Here is a 13,559-nt window from a genome sequence, read left to right on the forward strand (position 1 = left end):
GCCGGTGCAGGCAATACCAGTCGGGTGGAGATATGCAACGCGGTGGTGGACCGGGCGAGGGTACGGACGGCCTGGACCCGCAGCGCGCCCGTGAGGCCCGCCGCCGAGGCAAGCACCGCCGGGCCGCGGAGGCCGCGGAGGCGGCCGCCGCCGGCGCCGCACCGGTCCCGGGAGGCCGGACGCCGGACGCCCCCGAGGAGCCCGTCCGCGGGGACGCCCCCGAGGACCCCGCCCGCCGGGACGGCGCGGACCGCCCCGAGGGCCGCAAGCGCAAGGACCGGCCGGCCCGCCCCGACCGCGCCGGCGACGCCGCCGAACCGGACGCCTCCGACACCGCGGACGAGGACGACCTGCCCAAGGGCCGCGGCATGGGCGTGACCTACAAGTACTTCGGCGCCCCGGACGGCGCGACGGCCGCGCGGGTGCCGGTGACGATGCGGCCGGAGGAGCTCGGCGGCGACGAGCTCGGCATGGGCGGCATGTTCACCAAGATCAAGCCGGAGACGATGGCCGCGATGGTCCTGACGGGCATCGAGGGCATACCGCTGCACAAGGTGCCGCCGCTGGAGCTGGTCGTCCTGCACCCGGACTACGCGGTGGTCAAGCTGCCGATGACGGTGGTCGACCCGCTGCGCGACGTGGGCGAGGAGTCGGTGGGAGCGGCCGCCTTCATCTGGTCGACGGTCCCCGACCGCGGCGGCCCCCGGGACGCGTTCAACGTCTACCAGCTGCTGCACGAGTGGCAGGACTTCTCCCACCGCCTCCACGAAAACGGCCACCAGGCCTACTGCCTCGTCTGGCCCTGACCCCCGCCCCCGCCCCGGGCGGCGGCGCTGCCGCGCCCGGCGTCCCTGCGCCACTCGCGGCCGATGCCGCGCAGCAGCGCCGGGTAGACCCCGAGGTAGCGGAAGGGCTTGATCCCGGCCATGTAGAGGGCGCCGAGGAAGCCGTTCGGCTTGACCAGGACGGCCATCTGGCCGCGGTGGCCGCCGGATCCGTCGGGGACCCAGCCGATGTGCATCACCGCGTGCACGGTGCGGTTGCCCGTCTCGGCCACCCATTCGTCGTGGGTCAGGTAGACGGAGGTGAACGAGACGACGCGGGGGTCGGGTCCGCGGGGGCCGTCGCGCAGGTCGGCCGGCAGCCGGTCCCGCAGGCTGTGCAGGTGCGCCCCTCCGATGCCCTGGTCGGGGGTGTCCCAGCCGAGGAGCCTGCCGATCCTGCGGCGGAGAGCGAAGAGGATCCGGGTGCCGGGCGAGGAGAGGGCGGTCTCGTCGTCGTTCGTGAACCGCCCGACCAACCGGGCCAGGTCGTCGGGCCCGCCGGGGGTGGGCAGGGCCCATACGTCCTCGACCCGGAAGTCGGCGGCGATCTCGTGGATCCGCCAGGGCCGGGAGGTGTGTGCCGTCGTGGGAAGCCTCATGGAACAACCCTTCTATACGATGCCGTATAGAACGAGCCTAGCAGCGCTTTATACGCCACCGTATAGAGCGGGTGGAGAAAGAACAGGGAGCCGGACCATGCGCGCACCACGCACCCCCCGCGGCAAGTGGATCGAAGAAGGGCTGCGGGCCCTGGCCGAGGGCGGCCCCGAGGCCGTGCGGATCGAACCGCTGGCCCAGGCGCTGGGGGTCAGCAAGGGCGGCTTCTACGGCTATTTCCGCAACCGCGACGCCCTGCTGGAGGAGATGCTCGACACCTGGGAGCACGAGGCCGCCCAGGCGGTGATCGAGCAGGCCGAGAGCGGCGGGGCCGACGCCCGGGCCAAGCTGGACCGGCTGTTCACGATCGTCGCCGCGTCCGGCGAGGGCCCGGTCCGGGGGGTGCCCATCGAACTCGCCGTCCGCGACTGGGCCCGTCGCGACGAGGCGGTCGCCGAGCGGCTGCGCCGCGTCGACGACCGGCGGATGGACTACCTCCGCTCCCTCTTCTCCTCGTTCTGCCCCGACCCGGACGAGGTGGAGGTCCGCTGCCTGCTCGTCTTCTCCCTCCGCATCGGCGGCGAGTTCATCACCGCCGGCCACGCGGGCCGCACCAGGGAAGAGGTCATGACGCTCACCAAGCACTGGCTCCTGCGCTAGGGCCTCCCCTCCCGGCCCCCAGCCGACGCGCGCCGGCGCGGGTCAGGAGACCGTGAGGACCACGCGGCCCCGGGTGCCCGGGGTGGAGAGGGCCTCGTGGGCCTGCTGCGCGTCCGCGAGGTCGAAGGTCCGGGCGACGCGGAGCGTCAGGGCGCCCTCGTCGACGAGGGCGGCCAGCCGGGCCAGGCGGGCGCCGTCGGGGGCGACTTCCTGCACCGCCACCCGCACCCCCCGCTCCGCGGCCGGAGCGGCGCCGGGGATCAGGCCGACGTAGGCGCCGCCGTCGCGGACGGCGGCCAGCGCGGGCGCGCCCAGGACCGCCGCGTCCAGCACCCCGTCGACACGCGCCGCGGGAGCCGACCCGCGCGGGACGAACTCCGTCGCGCCCAGGGCCCGTACGAGCTCCTCGTCCCCCTCGCCCGCCAGGGCCGTCACCACCAGCCCGGCCCGGGCGGCCAGCTGGACCGCGAGCCCGCCGACCGAACCGGCCGCGCCGGTGACCAGCACCGAGTCGCCGGGGGCCAGCCCGAGCAGGTCCAGCGCGCGGGCGGCCGTCAGCCCGCTCAGCGGGAGCGCCGCCGCGACGGCCGTGTCGACCGAGGCGGGGGCCGCCGCCACCGCCGAGGCGTCCAGCACCGCGTACTCGGCGTGCGTGCCGAGCCCCTTCAGCGGGCCGTAGTGCAGCCCGACCACCCGGCGGCCGGGCGTCCAGCCCTCCACCCCGGGGCCGACCTCGTCGATCTCCCCCGCCACGTCCCACCCGAGCCCGATGGGCCGCCCGGCCCCGCCGAAGACGCCGGCGCGGACCGCGCCGTCCACCGGGTTGACCCCGGCGGCCCGGACCCGGATCCGGACCTGTCCGGCCCCCGCCCGCGGCACCTCCACCTCGGCCACCCGTACCTGCTCCGGCCCGCCGAAGGCGTCCACCACCACGGCCCGCATGGTCTTGTCCTGCGCGATGTGCTCGGTCATGATCTCTCCCCGTCGTTACGTGGCCCGGTCCGGCTCCGGTGAGCCGTTCCCGATGACCACTAACTTAGGGAGAGGTACTCTCTTTTCGTAAGTACGCACTTCGGGGTGCGTACCCGACCCGGAAGTGGGCAACCATGGCCACCCAGACCGCCGCCGCCCGCCGCGAGGACGCCCGCGCCGCCTACGACGCCTTCATCAAGGAATGCCCCACCAGCCGGCTCCTGGCCCGCATCAGCGACAAGTGGGTCGGACTCGTCCTCAGCGCCCTCGGCGAAGCCGGCGACGGCTCCCTGCGCTACAGCGAACTCGGCCGCAGGATCCCCGGCGTCAGCCAGAAGATGCTCACCCAGACCCTCCGCTCCCTCGAACGCGACGGTCTCGTCACCCGCTCCGTCACCGCCTCCGTCCCGGTCCGCGTCGACTACCGCCTCACCGCGCTCGGCGGCAGCCTCGGCTGCCTCCTCTCCTCCGTCAAGCACTGGGCCGAGAACCACTTCGACGAGGTCAGCGCCCACCGCCAGGCCTACGACGCAGCCGCCGCCGACGCCTGACCCTCCCCGGCGCCCTCACTAATTCGGCCGCGCTCCCCCCACCCCGGATGGCATGCTGGGACCGTGAACGGTCCCGGTATTGAGCTCACCCTCGCCCCCGAACTGCGCCTCTTCGCGCCGCCCAGCCGGCGCGCGGACCGCGTCCCGACCGCCACCGACGGCGCCTCCAGCCTCGGCCACGTCGTCGAATCCGCCGGCGTCCCGCTCACCGAGGTCGGCCGCCTCCTCGTCGACGGCCGCGAGGTGCCCGTCTCGTACGTGCCCCGACCCGGCCAGTCCGTCGAGGTGCTCGGCGTCGACCGCCCCCAGCGGGTCCCCGGCGCCCCGCTGCGTTTCCTCCTCGACGTCCACCTCGGCACCCTCGCCCGCCGCCTGCGCCTGCTCGGCGTCGACGCCGCCTACGACAACGAGGACCCCGGCGACCCCGCCCTCGCCACCCGCTCCGCCGCCGAGAGCCGCGTCCTGCTCTCCCGCGACCGGGGCCTGCTCCGCCGCCGCGAGATCTTCGCCGGCGCCTACGTCTACAGCGACAAGCCCGACGACCAACTCCGCGACGTCCTCGGCCGGTTCGCCCCCGCCCTCGCACCCTGGACCCGCTGCACCGCCTGCAACGGTCCCCTCCGCGACGCCGACAAGGACAGCGTCGGCGACCGGCTGGAGCACGGCACGCAGCGCTCGTACGACGTCTTCGCCCAGTGCGCCGACTGCGAGCGCGTCTACTGGCGCGGCGCCCACCACACCCGCCTGGAGCGGATCGTCGACGGGGCCCTGGCCGAGTTCGGCGACGGCGCCACCGTCTGACACCCGGCGCCGGGGCCGCCCCCAGGACGCTCAGAACGCGTAGGCGTCCCCGGTGTCCAGTGCCAGCACCACGTGCTCGTTGTTGGCGCGGTTACGGTCGGTCGCCCCGCCGTTCCACCAGGTGTCGATCCGCACCGCCACCTCCGCCGGCCTCTCGCGCAGCCCCAGCACCAGCCCGATGTGCCGCCCCGGCCCGTGCTCCGGCAGCGGCCCCGTCTCGCACACCACCTCGCGCGCCCCCACCCGGGCGCACCCCCCGGCCGGCTCCTGCGCGTCCGCCAGGTCCGCCGACAGCCGCACCCGCACCGTCGCGTTCGCCAGCGCCGACGGCCCCTCGTTCTGCGGCACCATCCACACCCTCAGCTGCCCCCGCACCAGGGACACGCGCCCGTGGTAGGCCACGTCCGCCTCCGGCCCGGCCCACGCACCCGCCGGCCCGGCCCCCGCCAGCACCAGCGAGCCCGCCACCACCACACTCCGCACGGCACCACGGCGCACCGCCACCACCTCCTCGCGCGGACGGTAGCCACCCCGCCGCACCATCGGTCGGACCATCACACGAACGAGGGCGAGCCCACCCCCCCATTCGCCGCCGCTCCCGTACGCGCCCGGTCAGCACCCCGGCCTATGCTGGCGAGCGTTCGCACACCGTCCGTACGTACGGACGAACGCACACGCACCGCGAACGCACACGCACCGTGAACGAGCACGCATCGCGACCGCACACCGCGACCGAACGAGGAGCCCCGCCCATGAGCACGCGCACGGCCACCCGAACCGCCGTAGTCACCGGCGCGAGCAGCGGAATCGGCGCGGCCACCGCCCGTCAGCTCGCCGCCGCCGGCTACCACGTCGTCCTCACCGCCCGCCGCAAGGACCGCATCGAGGCCCTCGCCGCCGAGCTCACCGCGGCGGGCCACGAGGCCACCGCCCACGCCCTCGACGTCACCGACCGCCCCGCCGTCGACGCCTTCGCCGCCTCCCTCTCCCGCTGCGACGTGCTCGTCAACAACGCCGGCGGCGCCATCGGCGCGGAGCCCGTCGCCACCGGCGACCCGGCCGACTGGCGCACGATGTACGAGGTCAACGTCATCGGCACCCTCAACGTCACCCAGGCGCTCCTGCCCGCCCTCACCGAGAGCGGCGACGGCACGGTCGTCGTCCTCTCCTCCACGGCCGGCCACGCCACCTACGAGGGCGGCGCCGGCTACGTCGCCGCCAAGAACGGCGCCCGCGTCCTCGCCGAGACCCTCCGCCTGGAGATCGTCGGCCTGCCCGTCCGCGTCATCGAGATCGCCCCCGGCATGGTCAAGACCGAGGAGTTCGCCACCACCCGCTTCCGCGGCGACACGGAGAAGGCGGAGAAGGTGTACGCGGGCGTCGCGCACCCCCTCTCCGCCGACGACGTGGCCGACACCGTCACCTGGGCGGTGACCCGCCCCAGCCACGTCAACATCGACCTCCTCGTGGTCCGCCCCCGCGCCCAGGCCTCGAACACGAAGGTCCACCGCGAGCTCTAGACCGGCCCGGCCGGACCAGCCCCGCTAGACCAGCCCGGCCGCCCTGAGGTGCGGCACCAGGGCCGCGGGCTTCAGCCCCGCGGCCCCGGCCGCACCCAGCGCCCGCTCCAGGTCCGCCGCCAGCGCCGGCGTGAAGTGCAGCAGCACGATGTCGCCGGCCTTCAGCCGGTGAAGTAGCCGGTGTCGTAGGAGACGGCCCCCGGCAACAGGAACAAGGACGCCGGCACCCGCCGCTCCACCAGCATCCGCCACACACCCTGATCTAGACCGGCGAAACCCGTCAACCCCCGCACCGCAAGTGAAAGTTGCGCTTAACGCAACCCGAACAGGCCCGTCCGGGTGAATCCACGCAAACCGTCGGCGGGCACCGCTACGCTCCGAAAGCGTGAGCCGCGAAAGGGAGGAAGCTATGGCCGTGATGCAGCACGAGACCACGATCGCGGAAGCCGCCGATCGACTCTCCAGGGAGCTTCCCAGGCACCGAGTGGAGATTCTCCAGGGGAGGCTCACCGTGACACCACCACCTGCCGACGGACGTCACGCCCGCACACTGAGCAGGCTCGGCGTGGCCTTCCACGAGGCCGGGGCGATGAAAGCAGGTCTGGAATTCCTCCAGGGCATCGGCATCTGGCTGCCCACAGGGCCCGACGACTACGCCATCCCGGACTTCGCACTCGTCACCGACGACTTCCTGGACTTCAAGGGGCGGAACAACTGCTACTCGCCCGAGGTGTTCCGCCTCATCGTCGAGGTGACCTCCTCCAACTGGGCGGACGACCTGGGCTCCAAGGTCGACTCCTACGCGAGGGCCGACGTCCCCTTCTACGTCATCGCCGACCGCCGCCACGACGAGGTCGTCGTCTGCCGCGACCCGCGCAACGGCACCTATCGCCTCCGTACGTCCCACAAGCGGGGCACCTCCATCACCGTCCCGGAGTACGTCGGAGTGACCCTCGAACTCCCGGTGGACCTCCTCCTCGACGGCGAATGAGGGCCGGGCGCACGCAGAAGGGCCCGGACCGCAGCCGGTCCGGGCCCCCGCACACCCCCGTCAGCCCTTGATGCAGATGACCTGCTTGAGCTTCGCCACGACCCGGACCAGGTCGGTCTGCTGGTCGATGACCTGCTCGATCGACTTGTAGGCGCCCGGGATCTCGTCCACGACGCCCGAGTCCTTGCGGCACTCCACGCCCCGGGTCTGCTCCGCCAGGTCGCGCGCCGAGAACCGCTTCTTCGCCGCCGTGCGGCTCATCTTGCGGCCCGCGCCGTGCGAGGCGGAGTTGAAGGACCTCTCGTTCCCGAGCCCCTTCACGATGTAGGACCCCGTCCCCATCGAGCCGGGGATGATCCCGTACTCGCCGCTGCCGGCCCGGATCGCGCCCTTGCGGGTGACCAGCAGGTCCATGCCGTCGTACCGCTCCTCCGCCACGTAGTTGTGGTGGCAGCTGATCTCCTGCTCGAAGGAGACCTTCGCCTTGCGGAACTCCCGCCGGACGACCTCCTTGAACAGGCTCATCATCGCCGCGCGGTTGTACTTGGCGTACTCCTGGGCCCAGAAGAGGTCGTCGCGGTAGGCCTCCATCTCCGGGGTCGCGGCCAGGAACACCGCCAGGTCCCGGTCGACCAGGTTCTGGTTGTGCGCCAGACCCCGGGCCACGCCGATGTGGTGCGCGGCGAGCTCGTTGCCGATCCCGCGGGAGCCGGAGTGCAGCATCAGCCAGACCGAACCCGACTCATCGAGACAGAACTCGATGAAGTGATTTCCGGATCCGAGCGTTCCGACCTGCCTTACAGCACGATCGTGTCGGAATTTGACCGCATCGGCGATGTAGTCGAAGCGCTGCCAGAGGTCCGCGTACCCCGTCTCCGAGAACCCGTACAGCCTCCCCGGATCCACCGCCTCCCGGTGCATCCCCGCCCCCACCGGAATCGCCTGCTCGATGCGCGAGCGCAGCTTCGACAGGTCGCCGGGGAGGTCGTTCGCCGTGAGGGAGGTCTTGACCGCCGACATGCCGCAGCCGATGTCCACGCCCACAGCCGCCGGGCAGACCGCGTCCTTCATGGCGATCACCGAGCCGACCGTCGCGCCCTTGCCGTAGTGGACGTCCGGCATCACGGCCAGGCCCTTGATCCACGGGAGGCCGGCGGTGTTCTGCAGCTGCCGCATGGCGCTGTCCTCGACCGACGCCGGGTCCGTCCACATCCTGATCGGGACCTTCGCCCCGGGTACTTCTACATACGACATAACAGAACGATCCCCCGGAAATCACAAGAAAGGTAGGAGTACGCGAAAAGCCGCGCTCATACCCCCAAACCAGACAGGGAACCGGCGCCGGCACCAGCGTGTGCGATAGACATTGTGTCCATCCGTGCCCAAGTCGCGGCAACGGAATTTCCCGAGCACGCCAAGGAAGCCAGGGGAGCGAGTGAAGCCGATGGACGTGGAGCGCACGCGGGTGCGCCGCCGATTCCTGCCGGGCATCGCGATGCTCACCGCCCTCGTCGCCGGCGCGACCGGCTGCACCAGCGGCAGCGGCATCGGGAGCCCCGGCGACCAGAAGAACGGCGGCAGCACCGCCGCCCCCGCGCAGCCCGGCAAGTACCGCAGCCTCCCGCAGCCCTGCAAGGCCGTCGACGGCAAGCGGCTGCGGGCCATGCTCCCGGCCTCGGACTCCCTCACCACCGAGCAGCGCGAGCAGCTCTACGCCGGGACGGCCGAGGCCTCCTACGACGCCGACCGGCACGTCGGCTGCCGCTGGAACGCGCAGACGCCCGAGGCGACCCTGCTGCTGTCGGTCACCTTCGAGCGGGTGGTCTCGTACGACCGCGCCGCCGCGAGCGACGACGACAAGGCGCGCCAGGTGTACGTGCGCCGGCTGACGGACGCGCACCTGCCCTTCCCCGGGCCGACCGCGAGCCCCGCTCCGGCCGCGGGGGCCCCCGCGAGCAGCGCTCCTGCCGCGAGTGCGCCCCCCGCCGCCGCTACGAGTCCCGCCCCGGGTACGGGTCCCGCCGCCGGTACGGGGCCCGCCCCCGGCGCGCCCGAGGCCCCGGCCTCCTCCGCCCCGCCCTCCCCCACCGCCTCCCCCGAGCTGGGCTCGCGCGTGCTGGAGGGGCTCGGGAGCGAGGGGTTCCTCGACGACAAGCTGGGCGCGGCCGGGGCCACCGCCGCGCAGGCGCGCACCGTGCGGATCGTGTTCCGTACGTCGAACGTCATCGTCACCGTCGAGTACAGCGTCCAGCCCTCCGGTCCGGGCAGGGTCCCGCCCGCCACGGAAACGCAGGACAAGGCGCGCCAGTTGGCCGAGGCCCTCGCCGAGCGTTTCAACGAGTGAGCGCACGCCCCCGCAGGGGGCGCGCACGGCCCGCGTGACGGCGCGCACAGCAGGCGGGCTCCGGATCGGGCTACCGTTGCGGGGTCCCACACCCCTGAAGCACCACCGAGATGTCCCCAACGTCTGAAGGAACCATGCACCGATCAGCCTCGCGTCTCACCCGCGTTCTCGCCTGCGCAGCCGTCCCGGTGATCCTCACCGTCGCCGGCTGCTCCTCCGACTCGGGGAAGTCCTCCTCGGGCTCGGACTCCGGCAAGAAGTCCTCGTCGGCCTCGTCCGCCAAGCCGAGCACGAAGGGCTCGACCTCGCTGGAGAAGGTGGCGTTCGCGAAGCTGCCGGACCCCTGCAAGTCGGTGCCCGCCAAGACCGTCGAGTCCCTCGTGCACGACGCGAAGGACAAGAACGGCACGGCAGCGAAGTCGAACGACCTCGCCAACCGCGCCAGCTGCTCCTGGAACGGCCTGGAGACGGACGGGGTGAAGGGCTCGCAGTACCGCTGGCTCTCCGTGTCGCTCGTCCGCTACGACTCGCACGCCTCCCTCGGCAGCGGCAACAAGCGCGCGGAGGAGCAGTACGGCAAGCAGATAGAACTGGCGAAGACGACGAAGGACGCGCACGACGTCAAGGTCGAGCAGGCCGACGGGGTCGGCGACCAGGGCACGTCCGTGATCTACGGGATCAAGAAGGACGTCGACTTCTTCAACACCACCGTCGTGGCCCGCACCCAGAACGTCGTGATCACCCTCGACTTCAACGGTGCCGCCTACGAGGGCGCCGGCGCGCCCGACCAGGCGAAGCTGCTCCAGGACGCGATCGCCGCGACCAAGGAGGTCGTGACCTCGGTGGCCAACGGCGGTAACGACCAGGCGCCTTCCGGTGCCGAGTCCCCGGCCGGTTCCGCTTCCCCGTCTGCGTCGGCCTCGCCCAAGCAGTAGGGACCTACGGTGCGGGTGACGCAGAGTCACCCGTACGCTGTGCCTGCCTGTAGCTCGACAAGGGAGGGGATCGCGAGTGGCCGCGATGCAGCTGACCCGTACGCACCGCATTCTCGTCGGTGTCGTGGTCGCCGGAGCCGTCGTCATCGCGGGTATCGGTTTCGCGGGGTCGTACGCCGCGGTCCGCGCCCTGGCGCTGAAGAAAGGCTTCGGCAGCTTCTCGCTGGTGTTCCCGATCGGTATCGACGCGGGTATCTGCGTGCTGCTCGCGCTGGACCTGCTGCTGACCTGGATCCGGATCCCGTTCCCCCTGCTGCGGCAGACGGCCTGGCTGCTGACCGCCGCGACGATCGCGTTCAACGGTGCGGCGGCCTGGCCGGATCCGCTGGGCGTGGGCATGCACGCGGTGATCCCGGTGCTGTTCGTGGTCACGGTCGAGGCGGCGCGGCACGCCGTGGGCCGGATCGCGGACATCACCGCGGACCGGCACATGGAGGGCGTGCGGATCACCCGTTGGCTGCTCTCCCCGGTGCCGACGTTCAAGCTGTGGCGCCGGATGAAGCTGTGGGAGCTGCGCTCGTACGAGCAGGCGGTCGGCATGGAGCAGGACCGGCTGATCTACCAGGCGCGGCTCCAGGCCCGGTACGGGCGGGCGTGGCGGCGGAAGGCGCCGGTGGAGGCGCTGATGCCGCTGCGGCTGGCCCGGATCGGCGTGCCGCTGGCGCAGACGGCCCCGGAGGGGCTGGCGGCGGCGGGGATCGACCCGGTGCTGCTGCCTCCGGCGGGCCGGGTGGCGCGGGCGGTTCCGGCGGCCGCCGCGGCCGCGGCGGTGCCGGCCCAGGCGGGCCCGTCCGCGCCGGCCCTGGCGGCGGCTCCGGAGGCCGGGGCGCCCCGCCCCGCAGCGGAGCCGGCGGAGTCGGCGGAGTCGGCGGAGCTGCCCGAGCCCCGGCGCCCGCAGGGGCCGCAGGGGCCGCAGCCGCAGCCGCAGCCGCAGCCGCAGGGGCAGGAAGACCCCGAGGGCCCGGAAGGTCCCGGGGCTCCGGACGAGTCGAAGCAGTGGGAGGGCCTGGACCGGGCGGCGGCCCGGCGGGGCCAGGCGAAACTCGCCCATGCCCCGGCCCCGTTCGCGGTGGCCCCGGAGGCCATGCCCGCCCCCCACGACAGCGCCTGGTTCGCCGGGCCGAAGGCCCCGCAGGCGGAGTACGGGGGCGGCTACGACCCGCAGGGCACCCAGGCCGGTCCCGACGGGGAGCCGCTGCCGGAGGCGGAGCGGGAGCCGGACGGCGCCGCCGTGCCGGGCGACGAGGAGAAGTTCGCCGAGGCCGCCTACGAGGTCTTCCGGGCGTACATCGACGAGTTCTCGTCGTTCCCGAACCCCGAGCAGCTGGACGGGCACCTCGCGGACCGTCTCGGGGCCACGCACCCGGGCAGCGCGGCCACGCTCAAGCGGCTGATGCCGGCGCTGAAGCAGCGCTACCAGCGCGACCTGGAGAACGAGCACATCGCGTAACCGGATCCGCGCACGCGGAAGGGCCCGCACCCCCCGGCGAACCGGGGGCGCGGGCCCTTCCGTTTGGCCGTCGCGTCAGACGGCCGGGGTCCTTCAGACCGCGAGGAGCCCCCGCACCCGGTCCGCCCCGACCGCGAGCAGCAGCGTGGGCAGGCGCGGGCCGGTCTCGCGGGTGACGAGCAGGCGGTAGAGCAGGGCGAAGAACTCGCGCTGGGCGACCTTGAGCTCGGGCGTGGGCTTGGCGTCGGGCTCCAGGCCGGCCATGACCTTCGGGACGCCGTAGACGAGGGTGGTGAGCCCGTCCAGCGACCAGTGGGTGTCGAGGCCCTCCAGCAGCATGGCCAGCGAGCGGCGCGCCTCCTCGTCGAGGGAGGCGAGCAGTTCGGCGTCGGGCTCCTCGCGGACGAGGGTGCGCTGGTCGGCCGGGACCTGGGTGGTGATCCAGTTCTCGGCGCGGTCCAGGCGCGGGCGGACCTCGTCGAGGGAGGCCAGCGGCTTCTCCGGCTCCAGGTCGGAGAGGATGCGCAGGGTCTGCTCGTCGTGTCCGGCGGTGATGTCGACGACCGACGCGAGGGTGCGGTACGGCATCGGGCGCGGGGTGCGGGGCAGCTCGTGCGAGGCCACGCGGACGGCGCGGGAGTGGGCGGCGGCGTCGGCCGGCAGCACGGAGCCGTCGGCGACCTTGCCCTCCAGCTTGTCCCACTCGTCGTACAGGCGCTGGATCTCCTGGTCGAAGGCGATCTTGAAGGACTGGTTGGGGCGGCGGCGCGCGTACAGCCAGCGCAGCAGCTGCGGCTCCATGATCTTCAGCGCGTCGGCCGGGGTGGGGACCCCGCCCTTGCTGGAGGACATCTTGGCCATGCCGCTGATGCCGACGAAGGCGTACATCGGGCCGATGGGCTGCTCGCCGCCGAAGAGGCCGACGATCTGGCCGCCGACCTGGAAGGAGGAGCCCGGCGAGGAGTGGTCGACGCCGGAGGGCTCGAAGACGACGCCCTCGTAGGCCCAGCGCATGGGCCAGTCGACCTTCCAGACCAGCTTGCCGCGGTTGAACTCGGAGAGCTTGACGGTCTCGGTGAACTGGTCCTCGGTGCAGACGTAGGTCAGCTCGGTGGTCTCGTCGTCGTACGCGGTGACCTGGGTGAAGTCCTTGTTGCACACGCCGCAGTACGGCTTGTACGGGAAGTACTCGGCGCCCTCGGCGCTGCCGTCGTCCTCGCCCGCCGCGCCGGAGCCCTCGGCGGCCTCGATCTCGGCCTCGTCGAGGGGCTTCTGCTGGGGCTTCTTGCCGCCCGGCTTCTGCTTGGTGCGGTACTGGTCGAGGACGGCGTCGATGTCGCCGCGGTGCTTCATCGCGAACAGGACCTGGTCGCGGTAGGCGCCGGAGGTGTACTGCTCGGTCTGGCTGATGGGGTCGTACTCGACGCCCAGCTCGGCCAGGGAGGCGACCATGGCGGCCTTGAAGTGCTCGGCCCAGTTCGGGTACGAGGAGCCCTCGGGGGCGGGCACGGAGGTCAGCGGGCGGCCGATGTGCTGGGCGTGGGACTCCTCGCTGACGCCGGGGATGCCCTTGGGGACCTTGCGGTAGCGGTCGTAGTCGTCCCAGGAGATGAGGTGGCGGACCTCGTGGCCCCGGCGGCGGATCTCGTCCGCGACCAGGTGCGGGGTCATGACCTCGCGCAGGTTGCCCAGGTGGATCGGGCCCGAGGGGGACAGGCCGGACGCGACGACGATCGTTTTGCCCGGGGCTCGGCGCTCCGCCTCGGCGATGACCTCGTCCGCGAAACGGGAGACCCAGTCGGTCTCTGTGTTGCTCTGCGCGCTCTGAGCCACGACACGTCCTTCTATCTCGAA

15 protein-coding genes are annotated in these 13,559 nt (G+C 72.8%); 9 read left to right on the forward strand and 6 right to left on the reverse strand.

The window, feature by feature from the left end:
• Positions 1–368 precede the first annotated feature (368 nt).
• On the forward strand, positions 369–806 hold the full coding sequence (locus tag ACIRBY_RS19650) for a hypothetical protein (RefSeq protein WP_045949392.1): 438 nt from the start codon (positions 369–371) through the stop codon (positions 804–806).
• Here the strand turns inward: ACIRBY_RS19650 and ACIRBY_RS19655 are convergent.
• Positions 785–1,423, reverse strand: coding sequence for a DUF2867 domain-containing protein (locus ACIRBY_RS19655; protein ID WP_403901972.1), 639 nt, complete (start codon positions 1,421–1,423; stop codon positions 785–787). The two genes, ACIRBY_RS19650 and ACIRBY_RS19655, sit on opposite strands and share 22 nt — an antisense overlap.
• Positions 1,424–1,520: 97 nt before the next feature.
• On the opposite strand from ACIRBY_RS19655, the gene ACIRBY_RS19660 reads away from it, so the two are divergent.
• Entirely contained in the window at positions 1,521–2,081 is a 561-nt protein-coding gene (locus ACIRBY_RS19660) for a TetR/AcrR family transcriptional regulator (protein WP_403901973.1), read from the forward strand.
• A gap of 42 nt (positions 2,082–2,123) precedes the next feature.
• Here the strand turns inward: ACIRBY_RS19660 and ACIRBY_RS19665 are convergent, their stop codons facing one another.
• Positions 2,124–3,023 (reverse strand): NADP-dependent oxidoreductase, encoded by a 900-nt coding sequence (locus tag ACIRBY_RS19665; RefSeq protein ID WP_403902048.1) that lies wholly within the window; start codon positions 3,021–3,023, stop codon positions 2,124–2,126.
• Positions 3,024–3,187: 164 nt separating this feature from the next.
• Here ACIRBY_RS19665 and ACIRBY_RS19670 point away from each other — a divergent pair, with 164 nt between their 5' ends.
• On the forward strand, positions 3,188–3,604 hold the full coding sequence (locus tag ACIRBY_RS19670; protein WP_403901975.1) for a winged helix-turn-helix transcriptional regulator: 417 nt from the start codon (positions 3,188–3,190) through the stop codon (positions 3,602–3,604).
• Positions 3,605–3,667: 63 nt separating this feature from the next.
• Complete coding sequence (locus ACIRBY_RS19675; protein ID WP_403901977.1) at positions 3,668–4,405, forward strand: Mut7-C RNAse domain-containing protein; 738 nt, start codon at positions 3,668–3,670, stop codon at positions 4,403–4,405.
• 30 nt (positions 4,406–4,435) lie between these two features.
• On the opposite strand, the gene ACIRBY_RS19680 is transcribed toward ACIRBY_RS19675, so the two are convergent.
• Positions 4,436–4,948 (reverse strand): hypothetical protein, encoded by a 513-nt coding sequence (locus ACIRBY_RS19680; RefSeq protein ID WP_403901979.1) that lies wholly within the window; start codon positions 4,946–4,948, stop codon positions 4,436–4,438.
• Positions 4,949–5,157: 209 nt separating this feature from the next.
• On the opposite strand from ACIRBY_RS19680, the gene ACIRBY_RS19685 reads away from it, so the two are divergent.
• Positions 5,158–5,925 (forward strand): SDR family NAD(P)-dependent oxidoreductase, encoded by a 768-nt coding sequence (locus ACIRBY_RS19685; RefSeq protein ID WP_403901981.1) that lies wholly within the window; start codon positions 5,158–5,160, stop codon positions 5,923–5,925.
• Positions 5,926–5,949: 24 nt separating this feature from the next.
• Here the strand turns inward: ACIRBY_RS19685 and ACIRBY_RS19690 are convergent, their stop codons facing one another.
• Complete coding sequence (locus ACIRBY_RS19690) at positions 5,950–6,072, reverse strand: hypothetical protein (RefSeq protein WP_403901983.1); 123 nt, start codon at positions 6,070–6,072, stop codon at positions 5,950–5,952.
• A gap of 364 nt (positions 6,073–6,436) precedes the next feature.
• Here ACIRBY_RS19690 and ACIRBY_RS19695 point away from each other — a divergent pair, with 364 nt between their 5' ends.
• Complete coding sequence (locus tag ACIRBY_RS19695) at positions 6,437–6,916, forward strand: Uma2 family endonuclease (protein ID WP_403901985.1); 480 nt, start codon at positions 6,437–6,439, stop codon at positions 6,914–6,916.
• Between the two features lie 60 nt (positions 6,917–6,976).
• Here the strand turns inward: ACIRBY_RS19695 and ACIRBY_RS19700 are convergent, their stop codons facing one another.
• A complete protein-coding gene (locus ACIRBY_RS19700) occupies positions 6,977–8,170 on the reverse strand; it encodes an RtcB family protein (protein WP_403901986.1) in 1,194 nt (397 codons plus the stop codon).
• Positions 8,171–8,360: 190 nt separating this feature from the next.
• Between ACIRBY_RS19700 and ACIRBY_RS19705 the strand changes: the two genes are divergently transcribed.
• The 3 genes from ACIRBY_RS19705 (at position 8,361) to ACIRBY_RS19715 (ending at position 11,705) form a co-directional block, all read left to right on the forward strand.
• Positions 8,361–9,260 (forward strand): DUF3558 domain-containing protein, encoded by a 900-nt coding sequence (locus ACIRBY_RS19705; RefSeq protein WP_403902049.1) that lies wholly within the window; start codon positions 8,361–8,363, stop codon positions 9,258–9,260.
• Between the two features lie 134 nt (positions 9,261–9,394).
• Complete coding sequence (locus ACIRBY_RS19710) at positions 9,395–10,195, forward strand: DUF3558 family protein (RefSeq protein ID WP_403901988.1); 801 nt, start codon at positions 9,395–9,397, stop codon at positions 10,193–10,195.
• A gap of 76 nt (positions 10,196–10,271) precedes the next feature.
• A complete protein-coding gene (locus ACIRBY_RS19715) occupies positions 10,272–11,705 on the forward strand; it encodes a DUF2637 domain-containing protein (RefSeq protein WP_403901990.1) in 1,434 nt (477 codons plus the stop codon).
• 93 nt (positions 11,706–11,798) lie between these two features.
• Here ACIRBY_RS19715 and lysS read toward each other — a convergent pair whose 3' ends face one another.
• Positions 11,799–13,538: a lysine--tRNA ligase gene (lysS, locus tag ACIRBY_RS19720; RefSeq protein ID WP_403901992.1), complete on the reverse strand. Its 1,740-nt coding sequence runs from the start codon at positions 13,536–13,538 to the stop codon at positions 11,799–11,801.
• Positions 13,539–13,559 lie beyond the last annotated feature (21 nt).

Source organism: Streptomyces sp. NPDC096136 (genome assembly GCF_044763325.1).
Taxonomy (GTDB): domain Bacteria; phylum Actinomycetota; class Actinomycetes; order Streptomycetales; family Streptomycetaceae; genus Streptomyces.

Bases quoted from the DNA above. Each gene is read 5' to 3' on its own strand.
- ACIRBY_RS19650 (WP_045949392.1), top strand. From the start codon at position 369: ATGGGCGTGACCTACAAGTACTTCGGCGCCCCGGACGGCGCGACGGCC.
- ACIRBY_RS19655 (WP_403901972.1), bottom strand. From the start codon at position 1,423: ATGAGGCTTCCCACGACGGCACACACCTCCCGGCCCTGGCGGATCCAC.
- ACIRBY_RS19660 (WP_403901973.1), top strand. From the start codon at position 1,521: ATGCGCGCACCACGCACCCCCCGCGGCAAGTGGATCGAAGAAGGGCTG.
- ACIRBY_RS19665 (WP_403902048.1), bottom strand. From the start codon at position 3,023: ATGCGGGCCGTGGTGGTGGACGCCTTCGGCGGGCCGGAGCAGGTACGG.
- ACIRBY_RS19670 (WP_403901975.1), top strand. From the start codon at position 3,188: ATGGCCACCCAGACCGCCGCCGCCCGCCGCGAGGACGCCCGCGCCGCC.
- ACIRBY_RS19680 (WP_403901979.1), bottom strand. From the start codon at position 4,948: ATGGTGCGGCGGGGTGGCTACCGTCCGCGCGAGGAGGTGGTGGCGGTG.
- ACIRBY_RS19685 (WP_403901981.1), top strand. From the start codon at position 5,158: ATGAGCACGCGCACGGCCACCCGAACCGCCGTAGTCACCGGCGCGAGC.
- ACIRBY_RS19700 (WP_403901986.1), bottom strand. From the start codon at position 8,170: ATGTCGTATGTAGAAGTACCCGGGGCGAAGGTCCCGATCAGGATGTGG.
- ACIRBY_RS19705 (WP_403902049.1), top strand. From the start codon at position 8,361: ATGGACGTGGAGCGCACGCGGGTGCGCCGCCGATTCCTGCCGGGCATC.
- ACIRBY_RS19710 (WP_403901988.1), top strand. From the start codon at position 9,395: ATGCACCGATCAGCCTCGCGTCTCACCCGCGTTCTCGCCTGCGCAGCC.